The sequence below is a fragment of the Cupriavidus sp. SW-Y-13 genome, assembly GCF_009793345.1.
GTDB lineage: Bacteria > Pseudomonadota > Gammaproteobacteria > Burkholderiales > Burkholderiaceae > Cupriavidus.
Genome location: NZ_WHLX01000002.1, coordinates 2,527,200 through 2,546,119, shown reverse-complemented (window position 1 = coordinate 2,546,119; position 18,920 = coordinate 2,527,200). Strand labels below are relative to the sequence as shown.

20 protein-coding genes are annotated in these 18,920 nt (G+C 63.8%); 16 read left to right on the top strand and 4 right to left on the bottom strand.

Annotated features, from left to right (window positions below):
- The first annotated feature begins 118 nt into the window (after nucleotides 1-118).
- The 10 genes from GA566_RS26860 to GA566_RS26815 all read left to right on the top strand — a co-directional run bounded on the left by GA566_RS26860 (nucleotide 119) and on the right by GA566_RS26815 (nucleotide 9,722).
- On the top strand, nucleotides 119-1,240 hold the full coding sequence (locus GA566_RS26860; RefSeq protein WP_171020459.1) for a branched-chain amino acid ABC transporter substrate-binding protein: 1,122 nt from the start codon (nucleotides 119-121) through the stop codon (nucleotides 1,238-1,240).
- 69 nt (nucleotides 1,241-1,309) lie between these two features.
- Nucleotides 1,310-2,239: a branched-chain amino acid ABC transporter permease gene (locus GA566_RS26855; protein WP_137926602.1), complete on the top strand. Its 930-nt coding sequence runs from the start codon at nucleotides 1,310-1,312 to the stop codon at nucleotides 2,237-2,239.
- On the top strand, nucleotides 2,226-3,434 hold the full coding sequence (locus GA566_RS26850) for a branched-chain amino acid ABC transporter permease (protein WP_137926603.1): 1,209 nt from the start codon (nucleotides 2,226-2,228) through the stop codon (nucleotides 3,432-3,434). Before GA566_RS26855 ends, GA566_RS26850 begins: the two co-directional genes overlap by 14 nt.
- The gene (locus GA566_RS26845; RefSeq protein WP_137926604.1) at nucleotides 3,431-4,213 is read left to right on the top strand and encodes an ABC transporter ATP-binding protein; all 783 of its coding nucleotides are present in this window, start codon (nucleotides 3,431-3,433) and stop codon (nucleotides 4,211-4,213) included. The genes GA566_RS26850 and GA566_RS26845 overlap by 4 nt, the downstream gene beginning before the upstream one ends.
- On the top strand, nucleotides 4,210-4,929 hold the full coding sequence (locus GA566_RS26840; RefSeq protein WP_137926605.1) for an ABC transporter ATP-binding protein: 720 nt from the start codon (nucleotides 4,210-4,212) through the stop codon (nucleotides 4,927-4,929). Before GA566_RS26845 ends, GA566_RS26840 begins: the two co-directional genes overlap by 4 nt.
- A 24-nt stretch (nucleotides 4,930-4,953) precedes the next feature.
- The gene (locus tag GA566_RS26835; RefSeq protein WP_160474530.1) at nucleotides 4,954-6,252 is read left to right on the top strand and encodes an amidase; all 1,299 of its coding nucleotides are present in this window, start codon (nucleotides 4,954-4,956) and stop codon (nucleotides 6,250-6,252) included.
- Between the two features lie 32 nt (nucleotides 6,253-6,284).
- Nucleotides 6,285-7,592, top strand: a complete 1,308-nt coding sequence (locus tag GA566_RS26830) for a M20 family metallo-hydrolase (protein WP_160474529.1) — start codon at nucleotides 6,285-6,287, stop codon at nucleotides 7,590-7,592.
- Nucleotides 7,593-7,642: 50 nt separating this feature from the next.
- Nucleotides 7,643-8,233, top strand: a complete 591-nt coding sequence (locus tag GA566_RS26825; protein ID WP_137926608.1) for a helix-turn-helix domain-containing protein — start codon at nucleotides 7,643-7,645, stop codon at nucleotides 8,231-8,233.
- Nucleotides 8,234-8,322: 89 nt separating this feature from the next.
- Complete coding sequence (locus GA566_RS26820; RefSeq protein ID WP_160474528.1) at nucleotides 8,323-9,360, top strand: tripartite tricarboxylate transporter substrate binding protein; 1,038 nt, start codon at nucleotides 8,323-8,325, stop codon at nucleotides 9,358-9,360.
- 77 nt (nucleotides 9,361-9,437) lie between these two features.
- Nucleotides 9,438-9,722 (top strand): hypothetical protein, encoded by a 285-nt coding sequence (locus GA566_RS26815; RefSeq protein ID WP_137926610.1) that lies wholly within the window; start codon nucleotides 9,438-9,440, stop codon nucleotides 9,720-9,722.
- 79 nt (nucleotides 9,723-9,801) lie between these two features.
- Here GA566_RS26815 and GA566_RS26810 read toward each other — a convergent pair whose 3' ends face one another.
- Both GA566_RS26810 and infA read right to left on the bottom strand, forming a co-directional pair.
- Nucleotides 9,802-10,056 carry a translation initiation factor 1 gene (locus tag GA566_RS26810; protein WP_137926638.1) on the bottom strand — a complete coding sequence of 85 codons (255 nt, stop codon included), beginning with the start codon at nucleotides 10,054-10,056 and terminating at the stop codon, nucleotides 9,802-9,804.
- Nucleotides 10,057-10,067: 11 nt separating this feature from the next.
- On the bottom strand, nucleotides 10,068-10,289 hold the full coding sequence (gene infA, locus GA566_RS26805) for a translation initiation factor IF-1 (protein ID WP_101682497.1): 222 nt from the start codon (nucleotides 10,287-10,289) through the stop codon (nucleotides 10,068-10,070).
- A gap of 674 nt (nucleotides 10,290-10,963) precedes the next feature.
- Between infA and GA566_RS26800 the strand changes: the two genes are divergently transcribed.
- Entirely contained in the window at nucleotides 10,964-11,167 is a 204-nt protein-coding gene (locus GA566_RS26800) for a cold-shock protein (protein ID WP_010812830.1), read from the top strand.
- A 99-nt stretch (nucleotides 11,168-11,266) separates the two neighbouring features.
- On the opposite strand, the gene GA566_RS26795 is transcribed toward GA566_RS26800, so the two are convergent.
- Nucleotides 11,267-12,199, bottom strand: coding sequence for a LysR substrate-binding domain-containing protein (locus tag GA566_RS26795; protein WP_237380693.1), 933 nt, complete (start codon nucleotides 12,197-12,199; stop codon nucleotides 11,267-11,269).
- A gap of 85 nt (nucleotides 12,200-12,284) precedes the next feature.
- Here GA566_RS26795 and GA566_RS26790 point away from each other — a divergent pair, with 85 nt between their 5' ends.
- Together GA566_RS26790 and GA566_RS26785 are read left to right on the top strand one after the other, a co-directional pair.
- Entirely contained in the window at nucleotides 12,285-13,505 is a 1,221-nt protein-coding gene (locus tag GA566_RS26790) for a M20 aminoacylase family protein (RefSeq protein WP_237380691.1), read from the top strand.
- A 23-nt stretch (nucleotides 13,506-13,528) separates the two neighbouring features.
- On the top strand, nucleotides 13,529-14,512 hold the full coding sequence (locus tag GA566_RS26785) for a tripartite tricarboxylate transporter substrate binding protein (RefSeq protein WP_160474527.1): 984 nt from the start codon (nucleotides 13,529-13,531) through the stop codon (nucleotides 14,510-14,512).
- A gap of 26 nt (nucleotides 14,513-14,538) precedes the next feature.
- Here GA566_RS26785 and GA566_RS26780 read toward each other — a convergent pair whose 3' ends face one another.
- Nucleotides 14,539-15,567: an AraC family transcriptional regulator gene (locus tag GA566_RS26780; protein WP_160474526.1), complete on the bottom strand. Its 1,029-nt coding sequence runs from the start codon at nucleotides 15,565-15,567 to the stop codon at nucleotides 14,539-14,541.
- 142 nt (nucleotides 15,568-15,709) lie between these two features.
- On the opposite strand from GA566_RS26780, the gene GA566_RS26775 reads away from it, so the two are divergent.
- The 3 genes from GA566_RS26775 (at nucleotide 15,710) to fabG (ending at nucleotide 18,901) form a co-directional block, all read left to right on the top strand.
- Nucleotides 15,710-16,645 (top strand): 3-keto-5-aminohexanoate cleavage protein, encoded by a 936-nt coding sequence (locus tag GA566_RS26775; protein ID WP_137926614.1) that lies wholly within the window; start codon nucleotides 15,710-15,712, stop codon nucleotides 16,643-16,645.
- A 103-nt stretch (nucleotides 16,646-16,748) separates the two neighbouring features.
- Nucleotides 16,749-18,128: an MFS transporter gene (locus GA566_RS26770; protein ID WP_237380689.1), complete on the top strand. Its 1,380-nt coding sequence runs from the start codon at nucleotides 16,749-16,751 to the stop codon at nucleotides 18,126-18,128.
- A 32-nt stretch (nucleotides 18,129-18,160) separates the two neighbouring features.
- Nucleotides 18,161-18,901 (top strand): 3-oxoacyl-ACP reductase FabG, encoded by a 741-nt coding sequence (gene fabG / locus GA566_RS26765; protein WP_160474525.1) that lies wholly within the window; start codon nucleotides 18,161-18,163, stop codon nucleotides 18,899-18,901.
- Nucleotides 18,902-18,920 lie beyond the last annotated feature (19 nt).

Genomic DNA, 18,920 nt, shown 5'->3' with positions numbered 1-18,920 from the left:
TACGGTGCAGAAGACTTTCCGCATCGGTTTGGGTCCCGACCATGTCGTCCAACCCAGGGGGAAGAGAGTGCGCAAGCAACAAATCGCAGTAGCCGCCGCCGTGGCAGCCGCCGCCGGCATGGCCTTGATGGCCGCGCCCGTGCAGGCCAAGGAAGTCGTCAAGATCGCGTTTGTGGGTCCGCTGACCGGTGGCGTGTCGTCGATCGGCCTCGGTGGCCGCAACTCGGCAGACCTGGCCGTGCGCCTGCGCAATGCCGATCCGAAAGCCAAATACACCTACGAACTCGTGGTCCAGGACGACGAGTGCCGCCCAAACGTGGGCGTGCAAGTGGCCACCAAGATCGCAGCGGACAAGTCCATCGTCGGCGGCGTGACCCACTTCTGCTCCGCCGTGGCAATGGGCACGGTAGGCGTCTACAACCGCTTCGGCATGCCGGCCGTGGTGTGGGGCGCGGTGCTGCCCGAAGTCACCTACGGCAACAACTTCAAGGAGATCATGCGTGTTAACGGCACGATGATCAACCAGAGCGAAGTGGCCGCCAAGTTCATGACGGGCCTGGGGTACAAGAAGTGGGCGATCATCCACGACACCACGGACTACGGCAAAGGCCACAACAAGTACTTCAGTGAATTCCTCAAGAAGGACGGCGGCACCATCGTCGGCACCTTTGGCGTGACCGCCGACCAGCAGGACTTCACCACGGAGCTGACCAAGATCCGCGAACTCAAGCCGGACGTGGTCTATTTCGGCGGCCTCACGCCGCTGGGCGTGCGCATCCGCACCCAGATGGAGAAGCTCGGCATCAAGGCCCAGTTCGAAGGCACGTCGGGCATCAAGTCCGACGCCTATATCGAAGGCGTGGGCAAGCCGCTCTCCGAAGGCTCGCTGGCCTTCATCGAAGGCGCCCCGCTGGAAAAGCTGCCAGGCGGCCAGTTCTTCATGGAACGCTACACCCAGCAGAAATACGGCGAGCCGCCCGAAGCCTACGGCCCGTTCGCGTTCTCCGCAGCCAACCTGATCATGGATGCCGTGGAGAAGGTAGGCCCGGACCGCAAGAAGGTGCGTGACATGCTCAACGGCACCAAGGACGTGGACACCATCATCGGCAAGGTCACCTTCGACGAGCACGGCCAGAACATCGTGCCGCTGATCACCAAGTACGTGGTGGAAGACGGCAAGTGGGTGATCTGGGAAGACAGCGCCTATGGCCGCGGCAAGAAGAAGCTGTCCGGCCTGTAAGCGTTGCGTCCGGGCAGCGCGCAACGTGCGTCGCCCGGACCGTGCCATCCGGAATTCGGGGGAAAGCGAATGAGTGTATTGGGGCAGTACGTATTCAACGGGCTGATGCTCGGCATGATCTACGCGATGGTCGCCGTGGGGTTCACGTTGTTCTTTGGCGTGCTCGACGTGATCAAGTTCTCGCACGGCGACGTGCTGATGGTGGGCGCGTTCGCCGGCCTGGCCGCCTCGGCAGGCGTGGTGGCGCTGCATGTGGAGTCGCCGCTGCTGCAGTTGCTGGCCGTGGTGGTATGCGCGGTGGTGGTGACCGGCCTGCTCGGTGCCGGCATTGCGCGATTGCTCATCCTGCCGCTGCGCCGCGCGCCGCCGCTCAACACGCTGCTGGCCACGCTGATGCTGGGCACGGTGCTGCGTGAAGCCGTGCGCCTGTTCTACCCCGATGGCTCGAACCCGAAGCCGTTTCCGGCCTTGCTGCCAAGCGGCCAGTTCTCGCTCGGCGCACTGACGCTGCGCGTGGACAACCTGATCCTGCTGGCCGCCGGCGTAGCCATCATCATCGGCGTACACCTGCTGATCACCCGCACGCGCTTCGGCATGGCCATCCGCGCCGTGGCGCAGGACGGCGAGACCGCACGGCTGATGGGCATCAACTTCGAAGTGGTGGTGCTGGCCACGTTTGCGCTGGGCTCGGCCATGGCCGCGCTGGCCGGTGTGATGAACGGCCTCTACTACAACGAAATCAATTTCAATGTGGGTCTGCTGCTCGGCGTGATCGGCTTTGCCGCCGCCATTCTCGGCGGACTGGGCAACCTCTACGGCGCCATCCTGGGCGGCTTCCTGTTTGCGGCACTGCAGGTGCTCGGCAGTGCCCTGCTGCCTGCACTGGTACCCGACATTCCCAGCGCCTACAAGGACGTGTTTGCCTTTGCCGTGGTCATCGTGCTGATGGCCTTCAAGCCGACCGGACTCATTGCGGAGAAAGCCAGTGAACGTGTCTGACAACGTCTCTCAACCGATCACGCCATCCGCCGCAGAGACTGGCGGCCTGCGTCGCCGTCCGGCCGCCGTGCTCGCCATCGCAGCCGTGGCGTTGGTCGCCTATCTGTACTTCTTCCTGCATGCTGAATCGCAGATCGCCGTTGGCGTGCTGCTGGCCGTGGCCGTGGTGGCGTTGTTCGCAGCCGGAAAGCTGGGGCTGGTGAAAACCGTCGAACAAGCCGCCGCACATCGCCCCGGGCAATCGCGCCTCTGGGCACTGGGCGGTACGCTCGCACTGATCGTGCTGTTCCACGAGAGCCACTTCGTGCTGCTGATGCTGTGCGCCGTGCTGCTCTACACCACGGCATGCCTGGGCCTGACCGTGCAGTTCGGCTTTGCCGGTGTTTCGAACTTTGCCGGTGCAGCGTTCTTCGGTATCGGCGCCTACACCACGGCCGTACTGGCTGCGCACACGCCCATTCCGCATCTGCTGGTGATTGCGCTCTCTGGCATCGCAGCGGCCGTGATTGGCTCGCTGCTGATCGCGCCGGTGCTGCGTACACGCGGACACTACGCCGCGCTGGTGACCATTGCGTTCGGCATCCTGTTCAAGACCTTCCTCGAAGTCAACGACGTGCTAGGCGGCCCGCAAGGCTTGCAGGTTCCCGGCATGACGCTGTTCGGCTTCCAGTTCAACGAGGGCGTGACGCTGTTTGGCGTCGACATCTCGTTTTATGCGAGCTACGCGCTGCTGAGTCTGCTGATCTGCGCCGGTACGTTCGCAATCGTCAAGGCGCTGGAACGGTCGTGGGTGGGCCTGGCCATGGACGTGGTGCGCACCGATGAAACCGCTGCGGCCACGTTCGGCCTGCATATCGCGCGCTGGAAAGTCATCGCCTTCATGCTCGGCAACTTCTTTGCCGGGGTGGCCGGCAGTGTCTACGGCATGGTCACCGCGTTCGTGGCGCCCAACAACTTCACGTTCGCCGACTCGCTGCTGATGCTGTCGATCGTGATTCTGGGCGGCCTTGGCAATGTGGTGGGCCTGGTGCCCGCCGCCATCATCGTGCTGGTGCTGCCAGAGAAGCTGCAGTTCATCCAGGAATACCGCTTCCTGTTCTACGCGGCGCTGGTCATCGTGATCCTGTTGTTCCGCCCTGATGGCCTGATGCCCCGCAAGACGCGGCTGTTCTTCCCGCGAAAGGATGCGCAATGAGCCACGCAATGATCGAGGTACGCGACCTGACGATGCGCTTTGGTGGGCTGACCGCGCTGGACAAGCTGCAGTTGGAGATCCATCGCGGCGAGATCCTTGGCCTGCTGGGGCCCAACGGCTCCGGCAAGACTACGTTCTTCAATGTCCTGACCGGCATCTACAAGGCCACCGCAGGCACCATCACGCATGACGGCGAGCAGGTCATCGGCAAGACGCCGCAGCAGATCTACCGCAGCGGCGTGGCGCGCACGTTCCAGCGCTCGCGACTGTCGCTGCCGCTGACCGTGTTCGACAACATCGTGATCGGCGACTACCAGAACATGAGCCACGGTCTTGTGTTCAACCTGTTCCGCCGCAAGGCGTTCAAGGCCGAATACGACCGCTATGTGGAATCCGTGCTGGAACTGCTGAACATCTTCAGTCCGCCGCTGGCGGCGAGACTGTTCGAACCGGTGGAAACATTCACCATGATCGACCGCCGCCGTATCGAGGTGTGCCGCGCGCTGCTGAGCCGCCCGCGCCTGCTGCTGCTCGACGAACCCTCGGCAGGCATGACGCATGACGAGACCCACGAACTGATGAACGACATCCTGCAGGTGCGGGGCAAGTTGAAGGACCTGTCCGTCGTGCTGATCGAACACGAGATGAACGTGATCGAGCGGATCACGGATCGCTGCATCGTGCTGAACTACGGCAAGAAGATTGCCGAAGGCACCTACGCAGAGATCACCGCCGACCCCGACGTGCAGACCGCCTACCTGGGAGAGGAAGCCGCATGAGCCAGAGTGACACCACACTGCGCGTGGAAGGGCTGACCACGGGCTATGACAAGGTCAACGTGCTGCACGATGTGTCCATCGAGGTGCCGCCGGGCAAGATCACCTGCATCCTCGGCGCCAACGGCGCGGGCAAGAGCACGCTGATCCGTTCGATCCTCGGTCTCACGCCGCCGCGCAAAGGCCGCATCCTGTGGGATGGCGACGACCTCGCGGGCGAGAAGACGCACAACATCATCGCGCGCGGCATTGCGTGCATCCCGGAAGGCCGCAAGGTGTTTCCGCGCATGACCGTCGCCGAAAACCTCGCGCTGGGCGCTTTTCTCGAAGCGAATCCCGCCACGGTGCGCGAACGCATCGCCAATGTCTACGAGATCTTTCCGCGCCTGCGCGAGCGGTCTGGGCAACTCGCGGGCACGATGTCAGGCGGCGAACAGGCGATGGTGTCGATTGGCCGTGGGCTGATGGCACAGCCTCGCCTGCTGGTAATCGACGAGCCTTCGCTCGGCCTCTCGCCGCTGTACGTGAAAGAGAACTTCAAGGTCATCCAGCAGATCAACGCCCTGGGCATGACCGTGCTGCTCGTCGAACAGAACGCGCGCCAGACGCTGGCCATCGCGCACCACGGCTATGTGCTCTCGCAGGGCCGCGTAGTGGCGCAAGGTACGGCACAGGCGCTGCGCGAGAACGACGAAGTACGCGCAGCGTACTTCGGCTGACCCACGGATTTGAGGCAGACGATCATGGACGATTTTCTCGATTTTCCGGTGCGCACGCTGGCCACGATGATCGCGCAGCGCGATCTCACGGCGGAGACCGTGACACGCGCGGCGCTGGCCCGCATCGCGTCGCTGGAGCCGGGCATCCTGGCATGGCAACAAGTGGGCACCGACGCCGCGATTGCGCAGGCACGGGCCAACGACACCGTAGGCGGCACTGCCGCGCTGCAAGGCGTGCCCATCGGCGCCAAGGACCTGATGGATACGATCGACATGCCGACCACATACGGCTCGCCAATCTATCGCGGGCATCAACCAACCATCGATGCAGCAGCCGTGGCGCTGGCACGCGATGCGGGTGCAGTGATTGTCGGCAAGACGGTCACCACGGAATTCGCCACGTTCCAGCCTGGCCCCACGCGTAATCCGCGCGCGCCCGCAGATCGGCCCCATACACCGGGTGGATCGTCGAGCGGCTCCGCCGCAGCCGTGGCGGCTGGCATGGTGCCGCTCGCGTTCGGCACGCAGACCGCAGGCTCCGTGATCCGCCCTGCTTCGTACTGCGGCGTGATCGGCTACAAACCCACGCACGCCACGTTGCCGCTGGCCGGCATCAAGCCGCTATCGCCGAGTCTCGATACCGTTGGCGTGCTTGCGCGCCGCGTGGATGATGCCGCGTTGTTCATCGGCACGCTTGCGCGCGATGCATCGATTGCCAACGCGACACTGGCAGCACGCACACCGCTGCGCATCGGCGTCTGCCGTACACCGCACTGGGAGCGCGCGAGCGCCGACGCACGCGCCGCGCTCGACACCGCGGTGCGCGCACTGGAACGCGAAGGTGCCACCGTTCACGCATTCGACCTTCCCGCTGCATGCGAAGGCCTGACCGAAGCCCAGATGGACATCATGGCCTTCGAGGCCGTGGCCGCCTTTGCACCCGAGGCACGCAACCCATCAGCGCAGTTCAGCGCCGCGTTCGTGCGGCAACTCGAAGCGGGTCGCGCCGTATCGGGTGAACGCTTTCACGCAGCGCTGGCGCTGGCCGAGCGTGCACGTCTGGCACTCGCCGAAGCCCTGGCAGGGTTCGACGCCATCCTCGCACCCAGCGCGGAAGGCGAAGCGCCTGCGGGCCTGCAAGCCACGGGCGACCCGATCTTCTGCCGCATGTGGACGCTGCTCGGCACGCCGTGCGTGCATGTGCCGACGGGTACCGGTGTCACGGGCATGCCGGTGGGTGTGACCGTCACCGCCGCGCGCCATGCCGATGCACGCGTACTGGCCGTTGCCCATCAACTTGAGATGTCGCTGCAAGCGCGATAAGCGCCTGCCTTCCACGCATTCCGGAGCACAGATTGAATTTCACCGACTCGCCTTCCGCGCACGCAGAGATTGCAGGTACCGTACAGGATCACGTCGATGCCGCGCGACTGGCCGCATCGTTGGCCGCGCTGGCCCGCTTTGGCGGACGCGATGATGGCGGCGTCTCTCGCGAGACGCTGACCGATATCGACCTTGCCGCACGTCGCCACTTGATCGAACAGGCACGCGCACTCGGCTGTGAAGTCAGTACCGACGATTGCGGCAACCTGTTCTTCCGCCGCCCCGGTCGCGAAGACCTGCCTCCGGTGCTCACCGGCAGCCATGCCGATACCCAACCCGTCGGCGGCAAGTACGACGGCGCCTATGGCGTGTTGGCCGGACTCGAAGTCATCGCGGCACTTAACGCTGCCGGTGTCGAAACCCGGCGACCCATCGAGGTGGTGTCGTGGACCAACGAGGAAGGCAGCCGCTTCGGTCCCGGTGCCATGGGATCGAGTGCATTCGTCGATCCCGGTCGGCTGGCCATCTATCGCGACGCGGTGGATCCGGCTGGCGTGCGCTTTGGCGACGCACTGGATGCCGCGCTCACTGCCAGCGCCGATGTGCCGCGCCTGCCCATGCCGCGCCCGATGGCGGCCTGCGTCGAACTCCATATCGAACAGGGACCGGTACTCGAAGCCGCGAATGTGCCGCTGGGCGTGGTCACCGGCATCCAGGCCGTGCGCTGGTTCCGCGTGGACTGTGCCGGCACGATGGCCCATGCAGGCACCACGCCAATGGCCGTGCGACGCGATGCCATGGCCGTGGCCGTCGCCATCGCACAAGAGCTTTACGCGCTGGCACCGCGCGATGCCGCAGCAGGCAGCAACGAGTTGCGCCTCACGCTGGGCCGCTGGACCGTAGCGCCCAACTCGGTGAACACGATTCCGGGCCATGTGTCGTTCACGGTGGACATGCGTTGCCTCGATGACGCTGCGCTGGACCGCGCCGAAGCCGCACTGCGCGCTGCGTGCGTGCGTCATGCACAGGCGAGCGATGCCGTCACCGTGGAGCGATTCTTCCATCGCACGCCCACGCATTTTCCCGGCACCATGCTCGATGCGATCGAACGCGCGTGCACACGCGCCAGCGAACAGGCGGGCCGGGCCATGCCGATGCGGCTGACATCGGGCGCCTTCCACGACGCCATGTATCTGGCCGACCATTGCCCCACGGCGATGATCTTCGTCCCGAGCAAGGGCGGCATCAGCCACAATGCCGCCGAAGACACCGACGCTACCGAACTGTTCCTCGGGGCGAAGGCACTGGCTTACACTGTCGCGGAACTGGCCTGCCGCTGAAATCCCCGAGGCTCCGGCGCCCGGCCTCCGCCCCCACCGATATCGACCGCATGGCAAAGACCGCGCGCCCCACTCCCGAACCGGCCGACAGCAAGTCGGCCACGCTGACGCTTGGCGTCAAACTGCGCCACGCCCGGCTGGTTGCCGGCTACACGCTGCTGCAACTGGCCGGCAAGGCCGGCTGCTCCGAAAGCCTGATCTCCAAGGTCGAGCGCGGATTGGCCACGCCGTCCTTCACCACGCTGCACCGGCTGGCTGTGGCGCTGGACACCAACATCGGCACGCTGACCAGCGAAGAGGAACCCAACCAGTCGCCCATCCTGCGCAACGGCGAACGCCCCGTCATCCGCGCAGGCGGCGTGGCATTGGAACGCGTGGTATTGCCCAAGCGCGGCGGGCTGCTGCAGGCCAACATCCACATCGTCTGGCCCGGTCAGGCCAGCGACGGGCAGATCGAGCATCAGGGCGAGGAAGTGGGCTATGTGCTTGAAGGACACCTTGAACTGATGCTTGGCGACGACATCCACCGGATCGGTCCCGGCGACGCCTTCACGTTTTCCAGTCAGGTGCCGCACGGCTATCGCAATGTTGGCGACGTGGTAGCGCGTGTGCTCTGGGTGAACTCCCCAGCCACGTTCTGAGTATTCCGAGTCCGGACAGATCGATGCGGCGCGGCCGGTATAATCCGCCGCTGCTAGTCATTACCCAACACGCGTTGTCTGGATCTGTCATGCCTCAAACCTGCGCAGCGGTGCCGCGCCTCCGAAACATCGATCGCCGGAACGCCGCGCGAACCCTCCTGAACGCGGCGCTCGCATTGGTCGTCACGGCAAGCGGCCTGGCTACGGCCCCGGCGCTTGCCGATACCAGCTTTCCCGCCAAGCCGATCCGCCTGGTGATTCCGTTCCCGCCGGGCGGCGGTACCGACATCCTGGCGCGCCTTGTGGCCAACCAGGTATCGCAGTCCACCAAGTGGACGTTCGTGCCGGACAACAAACCCGGCGCGGGCGGCACGCTGGGCATTGCGGAAGTCGTACGCGCGGCGCCCACCGGCTACGAACTCGTGATGGGCCAGAAAGACAATCTCGTCGTGGCACCGTGGCTCTACAAGACCGTCTCGTACGTGCCGTCGCGTGACCTGATCGCGATCAGCCACGTTGGCTACACCCCGATCGTCATCGTCACCTCGGCCAATTCGAAGTACAAGACGCTGGCCGATGTGGTGGCCGCCGCGAAGTCGCATCCGGAATCCATCAAGTACGGTTCGCCCGGCAACGGCACCACGATCCACCTGGCCGCCGAGATTTTCAGCCAGGCTGCCGGCATCAAGCTGCTGCACGTGCCATACAAGGGCTCGAACGCCGCGATGATGGACGCCATGGCGGGCAACGTGGACCTGATGGTGGCATCCGTCCCCTCGGCCCTTGCACAAGTGAAGGCCGGCAAGCTGCGCGCGCTGGCCGTGACATCGGCCAGCCGCAGCACGTCGCTGCCCAATGTGCCCACCGTGGCGGAGAGCGGCTACAAGGACGTTGACGTCAGTACCTGGTACGGGATCTTCGCGCCGGCCAAGACGCCGGCCAGCGTGGTGGAACGCATCGGTGCCGAAGTCAACAAGGTACTCGCCACGCCTGAAGTCATCCAGGCCATCCACGACCAGGGCGCCGAGGCCAAGCTCATGACGCCGAAGCAATTCTCCGATCTGGTGGATAGCGACTACCGGAAATGGAAATCCATCGTCGAACGATCGGGCGCACGGGTGGAGTAATTGGGAAGGGCCTGAAATACTGACTGGGCCGGGCGGAAAGAGCGTACAGTCGTCAGATAGACGAACAGGAGCACGCAATGGACAATCACCCGGCCGCCAACAGCAAGGGTTTCGATCTCTATCCGCTGGTCTACAAATGCGAGCCGCCGCGCGAATGGCACGAGCGCCGGCCGGATCGGTCGTACAAGGCTTCCGTGGTGATCTGCCGCGAAGGCGTACAGCCATCCGCAGACAATGGCCGGGTCTTCCACGTTCCCGTGACGCAATGGGGAAACGTGGGCGAAGCCAAGCGCGCAGCCGTGCAGCACGGCTCCGACATCATCGACGGACTGGTGCCCGGCGAGTCGGTGGCAGGACTGTGAGGGCGGGACGATAAAGATGTGCAGGACGACCCGGGCAGGACGCCATCGCCCGGGCTGAAAACGCCGGTCGGCGAATTGCCTAGATACCGAACTCGGGCCCACCGTATTGGGCCAGCAGCGATTCGATCAGCGCCATGTCCTGCGTTTGCGGCGTGCGGTCTTCCACCGCACGCGACGGACCGCAATAGGTAGCGGTGACGTGGCGGCGCACCATCAGCACACCACCTTCTGGCGGGCTCACGTCAACCACGGGCCAGGGAGTATGCCGATAGCTACCGGCAACCCAGCCCGCAGGCGTGAGATGCAATTCTTCCCATTCCTCGCTGGTCGACATTGGCTGCGCCATCAGTTCTTGTGGCGGTAGTTGATGCGGCCCTTTGTCAGGTCGTAGGGCGACATTTCCAGCGTCACGCGATCGCCAGCCAGCACGCGAATGCGATTCTTCTTCAGGCGTCCGGACGAATACGCCCAGACTTCGAAGCCGTTTTCCAGGATCACGCGAAAGCGATTGTCGGGCAGGACTTCAGATACCTTGCCGCCAAATTCCACCAGTTCTTCTTTAGCCAAAAATGCTCCTTGTTGTGGCGGAGCGGGTCAGGGTGCAGCACGCACATGCCTCATGCCCTGAGGCATGCGATGTTCCTTGCTTTCCTGGCAGCCGGTCGCCATTGCAGAAATCAGTGATCGGTGCCGCCTCTCGCCCGAATGGCAAATCGCGAAAACCGAACTGTCGTGAGGGAGGCCTTGCTTGCACAACCGGCGCCGGTATTGGCGAATCGGTTGCGGAGCGGACGCGCCGCTGGGCGGGGTGAGGTTTGCCGGCGACTGTCGCCGTGAACAGACCGGGCACAAGCCCGATCGACCGCTATTGCTCTTCTAGTGATGTTGTCTTGCGGCCGGCGCGCGATGTTCGACACATGTCGATGAAGGGAGCGCTGGCGAATCATACCACCTATGGGGGGAGCCCACCGGCCCCCACCCATTCGTGGCGGCGGCTTCTGCGCGGAACCCAGGCAGGTTGTGCAGCCGACCGCACGTGCGTCACCGTAAATTCGCCGAAGCCGTGTTGACAGCCTTTGCGGTTACGGGTATAAAAACTCCCGCAAGATCTTCAAGCAGCAACCCGAAGCACAAGGTGCCAGCCCTCTGTGGCGCCACTTTTCTCCATGTTTCTTCCTTGATCGTCATGCCTCGCTAACAGTTATCGGTTGGCGAGAATCTATTTTTTAAGGAATCCGCACATGGAAACCGGCACTGTTAAGTGGTTCAACGACTCGAAGGGTTTTGGCTTCATCACCCCGGACGCAGGCGGTAACGACCTGTTCGCTCACTTCTCGGAAATCCAGGGCAACGGCTTCAAGTCGCTCCAGGAAGGCCAGAAGGTTCGCTACGTCGCAGGCGTTGGCCAAAAGGGCCCGGCAGCGACCAAGATCGAGCCGATCTAAGTCTCTGAGTCGTACCGCTGTAAGAAAGAATCCCGGCCCTGCCGGGATTTTTTTCGCCTGTCGATCGATCAGTGCCGTGCGCAGGTCGATCCCCGCGCGCTACCGCCCGAGTTGCCTGACGAAAAGCTCGGCCAGCATGCGTGCCGACGTGCCCAGTGGCATGGCGCGCAGTCGGATCAGGCCCGCCTGCATGGCGGGCGGTAGTGGAGACAGGGCAGAGAAAGCCTGCAGGCCGTTGCTGTAGAGCGGATCGGCCAGCAACCGCGTGGGGCAGTAGCCGATCGCATCGGTGCGCCGCATCAGTTCCGTCATCAGCGTTGGCGATGTGCACGCCGTGATTCGGTGCGGCACAGGCAGGCCGCTCGCCCGCAACCATGCCAACAGCGTTTCGCTCTGGCTGCCCGGCGAGAGGTTCAGCGTCCACTGGGCGTCCGCCAATGCGTCCCAGTGCGTCGCGCCGGCCAGCGGATGCCCCACTCTGCCGGCGGGAACGGCGGTCACCGCCAGCAGCGGCTCGAAAGTGAGCTCGGGCGGAAGGTCCTCTGGATCGGCAATGGCAATGGCGAAGTCCAGCCGCCCTTCGATCAGACGCGGAATCAGGTCGGCAAGAAAGCCCTCGCTCAACGACAGTGTCGCGTCGGGCTGCCGAGCCGTGAAAGCCTCCCAGACCCGGGGCAGCACATCGAGCGCCAGCAAAGGCGTGACGGCGGCGGTCACATGCGCGCCGGCCCCACCCTGCAGCGCCCGAATCTCGTCACGCGCCCGTTCCAGAGACGCCAGCGCCAGCCGCGCGTTGGTCAGCAGCACGCGTCCCGCCGCCGTGAAATCCACGCCCTTGTGGCTGCGCACCAGCAGCTCCGTCCCCACATCGTCTTCCAACTCGCGCAACGCCTTGGTCAGCGCGCTCTGGCTGAGATGCAGGCTGCGGGAGGCCGCGCGGATGGTGCCGCTTTCGGCAACCTGGACAAGGGCTCGGAGCTGATGCTGGCGCATGGCAAGGACTCGCGGATGTCGGGAGGGGGTGAACACCATGGGTGTTCACCTCGGAAAATATACCGCTAATTGGTTTTCGTCGTGGGCCATATGATGGAGCAGACCAAATCGCTCGCCATTGCCCATGAACCAAGCGACACACGCCACCCTCAGTACTCCCGATGCAGACAGCATGACGGCTTGGCGTCACCAGTTTCATCGCCATCCCGAACTGGGCTTTGAAGAATTCCGGACCAGCGCCTTTGTCGCGGAGAAGCTGAAGACGTGGGGCTATGACGTCACCACCGGCATTGCGGGGACAGGACTCGTCGGGCGGCTGCGCTTCGGCAATGGCGGTCCCCGCCTCGGTCTGCGTGCCGAGATGGACGCGCTGCCGATCCAGGAAGCCACGGGTCTGCCATGGGCCAGCGAGGTGCCCGGCAAGATGCACGGATGCGGACACGACGGCCACACGGCCATGCTGCTGGGCGCGGCGCAGCATCTGGCAGCCATGCAGCAACAGGGCGTGGACTGGAACGGCACGCTGCACCTGATCTTCCAGCCGGCGGAGGAGCTGGGCGGCGCTGGTGGAGCGCGGCGGATGATGGACGAAGGTCTGTTCGACAACTTTCCGTGCGATGCCGTGTTCGCCATGCACAACTACCCGGGACGCCCAGTGGGACGCTTCTATGTGACAGATGGCGCGTTCATGGCTTCATCCGACCGTGCAGTGATTACCTTCCACGGCGTCGGCGGCCACGGCGCCATGCCGCAACTGGCGGCCGATCCGACCATTGCCGCCGCGTCAACCGTGATGGCGCTGCAAAGCATCGTCGCGCGCAATGTCGATCCGCAGGCCGCCGCCGTCATTACCGTGGGGCGCCTTGAGGCGGGCACCACGTACAACATCATCCCTGAATCAGCCGAACTGGAACTGAGCATCCGCGCCTTGCAGCCGGACGTGCGCGCGCTACTCGAGCGGCGCATCCACGAGGTAGCTGCCGGCCAGGCTTCGACGTTCGGGCTGAGGCATACCGTCATCTATGAACGCGGCTATCCCGTGCTGGTGAACACCGGGCCAGAGACAGCGCTCGCCGTGAAGGTCGCGCGCAAGCTGTACGGCGACGATTGCGTCGATGACGATGCCACGCCGCTCTGCGCCAGCGAAGACTTCGCCTACATGCTGGCGGAGCGGCCCGGCTGCTACCTGATGATCGGCAATGGCGACAATGGCCACGCGGACGGTGTGCCGACCGGCCCGTGCAGCGTGCACAACCCTTCCTACGATTTCAACGACCGCTGCCTGGATACGGGCGCGGCATTCTGGGTGGCACTTGCCACCGAATTCTTCCACCCCACCGCCTGACTGCCATGAACCCGATTCGCCGAATGCTTGCCCGCTGCACGTTTGCCGCTGTCGCCACGGTTGGCCTGTTCGCCACACCCGGCGCGAGCGCGGCGGACGCGTATCCCTCCAGACCGGTGGTGCTGATGGTGCCGTATCCGGCTGGCGGACTCTCCGATGCGATTGCACGCAGCATGAACGCGCGCCTCTCGAAGGCGCTGGGCCAGCCCGTGGTGATCGAGAACCTGGGCGGCGTCAGCGGCGCCATGGCGGCACAGAAGGTATTGAACGCGCCTGCCGACGGCTACATGATCTTCCTCGGCTCGCCCAACGAGGTCATCCTTGCGCCGCTCTCGAACGCGGCGGTCAAGCTGCGCACCGAAGACTTCCGGCTGCTGACGCCGGTAACCGTCAACCGGCTGGTGATGGTGGCGCGGCCCGACCTGCCGGCGCGCACAGTCGATGAGGTCATCGCGCTCGCCAAGGCCAATCCTGCCAAGCCGCTGACGTATGGCAGCGTCGGTCCAGGTTCGATGTATCACCTTGTGACCGAAGACATGGCAACGCGTACACACATCGGCGTCAGCCATATCCCGTACAAAGGCATGGCACCGCTCGTCCAGGACCTGGCCGGGAAGAATGTCGATTTCGCGATCCTTCCTTATGCCACCAGTTTCCGTGGCCTGGCAGACCAGGGCAGGCTGAAACTCGTAGGCTGGGCGGGAAACAGCCGCAGCAAGACCGATCCGGCCATTCCGGCCTTCGGTGAAGGCACGCAGTTGAAGGATTTCGACCAGGCAACCTGGGCCGGGATCATGGTCAAACAGGGCACGCCGGAAGCGGTGGTCACGCGCCTGCATCAGGCCCTCGTCGAGACGCTGCAAGATCCGCAGGTAGCCAGCGGCCTGGAAGCAACGGGCGCGGAAGTGGCCAAGCCAAGCTCCCTGGCAGACGCCCAGCGCTTCCTGCAGGCGGAGACCGGAAAATTCCGCGCTATGGCGAAGCGGATCAATCTGCAGCCGCAATAAGCGCTTCCGGACCGAGCATCTCGCGCTCAGGGTCCGCGCAGTTCAGTCAGGCTCTTTCCCGTCCAGCGCTTGAGCGCGCGACGAAAATTCGCGGTGTCGCTGAAGCCCAGCAGCATCGCGATATCGTCGCCGCTCATCCTGGTCGTCTTCAGGTATTCCGTCGCCAGCGAACGCCGGACGTCATCGACGATGGCGACAAATGAAGTGCCTTCCGCATCGAGCCGTCGACGCAATGTCCGGCTCGTCATATTGAATGCGCTGGCAACCGCCTCCATCGACGGAAACTCTCCGGGGCTTCGCATCAGGAACTGGTAGACCTCCCCCGATGCGCCAAGCGATGTCTTGGCTTGCCCGATCAGCCGGTCGCAGGTTTCCTGCAAGACTGCCGCAGTATGCCGATGCGCTAGCTGCGGCTTCTGGTCGAGGATCGTGCTGTCGTAGATGAGTTCGCAAACTTCCTGGTCGAAGGCACAAGGGCAGCACAGATATTCGGCGTAGACCGCAGCATGGGGCGGCGCCGGGTACGAGAAGTTCGCCTGCACAGGCGGGCAACTCTTCCCGGCCACGTCCTGCAAGTGCGTGACGTGCTGCGTGAACTGCTGCTCCAGCAGGAACTGCTGGACCTCACGGGATTGATTCGACGCGAAGGCATCGGGGAACGTCCACACACCCCGGTCTGGATATTCCGTCCAGGCGATGGTCAACGTCGGCGTGGCAAGTCGGTGGTATTTGACCCCGAGCCTGAAATAGTCGCGCAGCGACAGGCACGACATCAGCGCGTATCCATACATCCCGTAGGCGGAGAGATGCAGCCGGGACCCCGTCCGGAAAGGTGTCGCAGGGTCGGACGACAAGGCCACGGCATTGCTGCAGACGGCGGCGTACTGTCGCACGGAAGTCAGCACCGCGGCATCGTAGATCTCATCCGGTTCGATGCCGGACCCTTTCAAACTGTCGACGGGTTCGATGCCTTGCTCGGCCAGCACCTCGACCAATGCCGCGATCTTGTACGGCGCGTGCACGCGCTCATTGGGAAGCGATAGTTTCGACGTCACGGCTTTGTTCCAGTTTGTCCTGCAAGGACTCCCTCTTGTCCGGAAATGACCTTACGGGGCGCATCCTATCTCACTACTATCCGTATCACAAGATTCGGGCGAGCGCGGACTGGCGCCGCCCGAAGGACACTGGAGACAAGCCTTGAGCAGCAACCGCAAAGTCATCATTTCCTGCGCCGTGACGGGCTCGGCACATGTACCGTCGATGTCGGAATACCTCCCCATCACACCTGCCGAGATCCGTGCCCAAGCACTGGAAGCCGCGCAAGCCGGGGCCGCCATCCTGCATCTGCACGCGCGCAACCCATCCGACGGCCGCCCCACCCCGAAACCGGAAGTCTTCCGGGAGTTCGTGCCCGATATCGCGCGTGAAACCGACGCGGTCATCAACATTTCCACGGGCGGCAGCACGCGCATGTCACTCGACGAGCGACTGGCCTATGCGCGCGTCGCCCGCCCGGAGATGTGCTCGCTGAACATGGGTTCGATGAACTTCTCGCTGCATCCGGTTGCCGAGAAGATGACGTCATGGCGCTTCGATTGGGAAAAGGAATACGTCGAAGGCATGGAGGACATGATCTTCCGCAACACGTTTCGGGACATCAAGAACATCCTGACCGAGTTCCGCGACCACGGCACACGCTTCGAATTCGAGTGCTACGACGTGGGCCACCTTTACAACCTCGCCCACTTCATCGACGCGGGCCTGATCAAGCCGCCGTTCTTCATCCAGTCTGTGTTCGGCATCCTGGGTGGTATCGGCGCCGACCCCGAGAACCTGTCCCTGATGCGTGCCACGGCCGACAGGCTTTTCGGCCGCGAGAACTATCACTTCTCGATACTCGGCGCAGGCCGCCACCAGATGCCGCTCGTCACCATGGGCGCCATCCTGGGTGGGAACGTTCGCGTGGGGCTCGAGGACAGTGTCTACCTATCCAAGGGCGTAAAGGCGAAAAGCAATGCGGAACAGGTGCGCAAGATCCGGCGAATCCTGGAAGAGCTTTCCTTCGAAATCGCCACGCCCGCCGAGGCGCGGCAAATGCTGTGCCTCAAAGGCAGGGACGCCGTTTCGTTCTAATCATCCCGCTTCATTTCTATCGTCCCATGCGCAAGGCCGGACGCCTGCTACCAGCATCCGGCCATAACAACAAAAGCCATGGGATCCACACCGGAGACAACTCATGACAACGAACACCGCTGAGCGCAGTGCCGATGGCCTGCATGCGCGCGCCACGCGCAAAGCCATGCTGCGACTCATCCCGATCCTGTGCGGGATCTACTTCCTCTCGTTCATCGATCGAACCAATGTGGCGCTGGCCAAGGCCCATCTCGCGGCAGACCTCGGCATCAGCGCCGCCGCGTATGGGCTGGGCGCCGGCATTTTCTTCCTGGGCTACGCACTGCTGGAAGTGCCCAGCAACCTCATCGCGCATCGCATCGGACCGCGCCGCTGGATCGCGCGCATCGCGGTCACCTGGGGCGCATTGTCGGCGGGCATGATGTTCGTGCAGGGGGAATGGTCGTTCTATGCGCTGCGTGTGCTGCTTGGCATCGCGGAAGCGGGCCTGTTCCCGGCGCTGATGTATATGGTCACGCTGTGGTTCGCGCCCAAGGATCGCGCGGTTGCGGTCGGCTGGATCTATACGGCCCCGGCGGTGGCGCTCATCATTGGCAATCCCATCGGCATCGGCCTGATGCAACTGGATGGTCTTGGCGGACTGCATGGATGGCAATGGATGTTCCTGCTCGAAGGGCTGCCCACGGTGTTGATCGGCTGCATGCTCTACTTCATCCTGCCGGATCGCCCGACCGATGTGAAATGGCTGACGCCCGAGGAAAGCCGTTCGCTGGAGGCGCACGCCGTGATCGACGCGCATGGCCACGCCCATCTGTTCTCCGGCGACTGGGTGTCGGCGCTCAAGAGACCCACCACGCTCTGCATCAGCCTGATTTACTTTCTGAACCAGATTGCGTTTGTGGGGCTGTACTTCTTCACGCCCTCCATCGTCTCGCAGATGAACGTGAAGTCTCCGGTGCTGATCGCCATCCTGTCGAGCAGCGTGGGCTTTGGTTTTCTGATTGGCGTCTTGCTGCTGCCGCGCATCCATCGCCGGATGCACAGCGACTGTGTCTACCTCGGCATCCTGACCATGGGAGTGGTCGTGGCAGCTTCCGCATTTATCTCCACGTCGAATGAGACCGCGCAGATCGCACTGCTGGCAGCGGCAGGATTCTTCGGCGGCGGCGTGTTGCCGTCCTACTGGTCCATCGCCATGAAGCGTCTGCACGGCGTTCAGGCGGCCGCCGGGCTGGCGTTCATCAATACCATCGGTCTGCTCGGCGGATTTGTCGGTCCCTATCTGTTTGGCCTCGCCGAGACCGCGACCGGCAAGAGTTCCAGCGGCTTCTACGTGATCCTGGCTGCCGCAGTACTGGGCCTCATCCTGATTCCGATGCTCGCCCGCGCCATCCGGACCGAAGGCCACCCGGTGGCTTCCGGCGACGCGGCGGCGGAACTGCATAACTCCGGGTCACGCACGATCACCAAGGCTAACGCCTGAAACTTAGCAAGCAGCACACAAGAGAGGCAGTCATGAAGCTAGCAGGACAGGTCGCGATCATCACGGGCGCGGCACAGGGAATTGGCGCGGCAACGGCCCGCAAGTTTGCGCAGGAAGGCGCCATTGTCGTGCTATGCGACCTCAAGCAGGATGCCGTGGGCGAGGTGGTCGCTGCCTGTCGGGAAGACGGCGCGACCGCCATCGGATTCGGCCTGGACGTGGCGAATCCCGCCGCCGTATCCGACATGGTTGCAGAAGTGGTCGCCCAGTTCGGACGCGTGGATATCCTGGTGAACAACGCCGGCATTACGCGCGATGCCAAGCTCCAAAAGATGACGACCCAGCAGTTCGATGACGTCATCGACGTCAATCTCCGCGGCGTATTCCATGTCACGCAGGCGGTGGTGGACGGCATGGTGGAGCGCGGTTCGGGCGTCATCCTCAATGCCAGTTCCGTGGTGGGCCTCTATGGCAATTTCGGTCAGACAAACTACGCCGCCGCCAAGTTTGGCGTCATCGGCTTCACCAAGACCTGGAGCCGCGAACTGGGGCCGAAGGGCATCCGCGTGAACGCCGTGGCGCCGGGCTTCATCGAGACGCCCATCCTGTCCACCGTGCCCGACGAGGTCCTGGAAAAGATGCGCCATCAGGTGCCGTTGCGTAGATTGGGAAAGCCGGAAGAAATCGCTAATATCTACGCCTTCCTTGCCAGCCCTGACGCAAGCTATATCAACGGCGCCGTCATCGAAGCATCCGGTGGCATGACGCTCTGATTGCGTGCCCTACAACATG

What these genes read in the sequence shown, in the direction of transcription:
- GA566_RS26820 (WP_160474528.1), top strand. Translation starts at nt 8,323, where the DNA reads ATGCCTCAAACCTGCGCAGCGGTGCCGCGCCTCCGAAACATCGATCGC.
- GA566_RS26840 (WP_137926605.1), top strand. Translation starts at nt 4,210, where the DNA reads ATGAGCCAGAGTGACACCACACTGCGCGTGGAAGGGCTGACCACGGGC.
- GA566_RS26845 (WP_137926604.1), top strand. Translation starts at nt 3,431, where the DNA reads ATGAGCCACGCAATGATCGAGGTACGCGACCTGACGATGCGCTTTGGT.
- GA566_RS26770 (WP_237380689.1), top strand. Translation starts at nt 16,749, where the DNA reads ATGACAACGAACACCGCTGAGCGCAGTGCCGATGGCCTGCATGCGCGC.
- fabG (WP_160474525.1), top strand. Translation starts at nt 18,161, where the DNA reads ATGAAGCTAGCAGGACAGGTCGCGATCATCACGGGCGCGGCACAGGGA.
- GA566_RS26835 (WP_160474530.1), top strand. Translation starts at nt 4,954, where the DNA reads ATGGACGATTTTCTCGATTTTCCGGTGCGCACGCTGGCCACGATGATC.
- GA566_RS26785 (WP_160474527.1), top strand. Translation starts at nt 13,529, where the DNA reads ATGCTTGCCCGCTGCACGTTTGCCGCTGTCGCCACGGTTGGCCTGTTC.
- GA566_RS26825 (WP_137926608.1), top strand. Translation starts at nt 7,643, where the DNA reads ATGGCAAAGACCGCGCGCCCCACTCCCGAACCGGCCGACAGCAAGTCG.
- GA566_RS26810 (WP_137926638.1), bottom strand. Translation starts at nt 10,056, where the DNA reads ATGTCGACCAGCGAGGAATGGGAAGAATTGCATCTCACGCCTGCGGGC.
- GA566_RS26790 (WP_237380691.1), top strand. Translation starts at nt 12,285, where the DNA reads ATGAACCAAGCGACACACGCCACCCTCAGTACTCCCGATGCAGACAGC.
- GA566_RS26860 (WP_171020459.1), top strand. Translation starts at nt 119, where the DNA reads ATGGCCTTGATGGCCGCGCCCGTGCAGGCCAAGGAAGTCGTCAAGATC.
- GA566_RS26795 (WP_237380693.1), bottom strand. Translation starts at nt 12,199, where the DNA reads ATGGTGTTCACCCCCTCCCGACATCCGCGAGTCCTTGCCATGCGCCAG.
- GA566_RS26800 (WP_010812830.1), top strand. Translation starts at nt 10,964, where the DNA reads ATGGAAACCGGCACTGTTAAGTGGTTCAACGACTCGAAGGGTTTTGGC.
- GA566_RS26815 (WP_137926610.1), top strand. Translation starts at nt 9,438, where the DNA reads ATGGACAATCACCCGGCCGCCAACAGCAAGGGTTTCGATCTCTATCCG.
- GA566_RS26855 (WP_137926602.1), top strand. Translation starts at nt 1,310, where the DNA reads ATGAGTGTATTGGGGCAGTACGTATTCAACGGGCTGATGCTCGGCATG.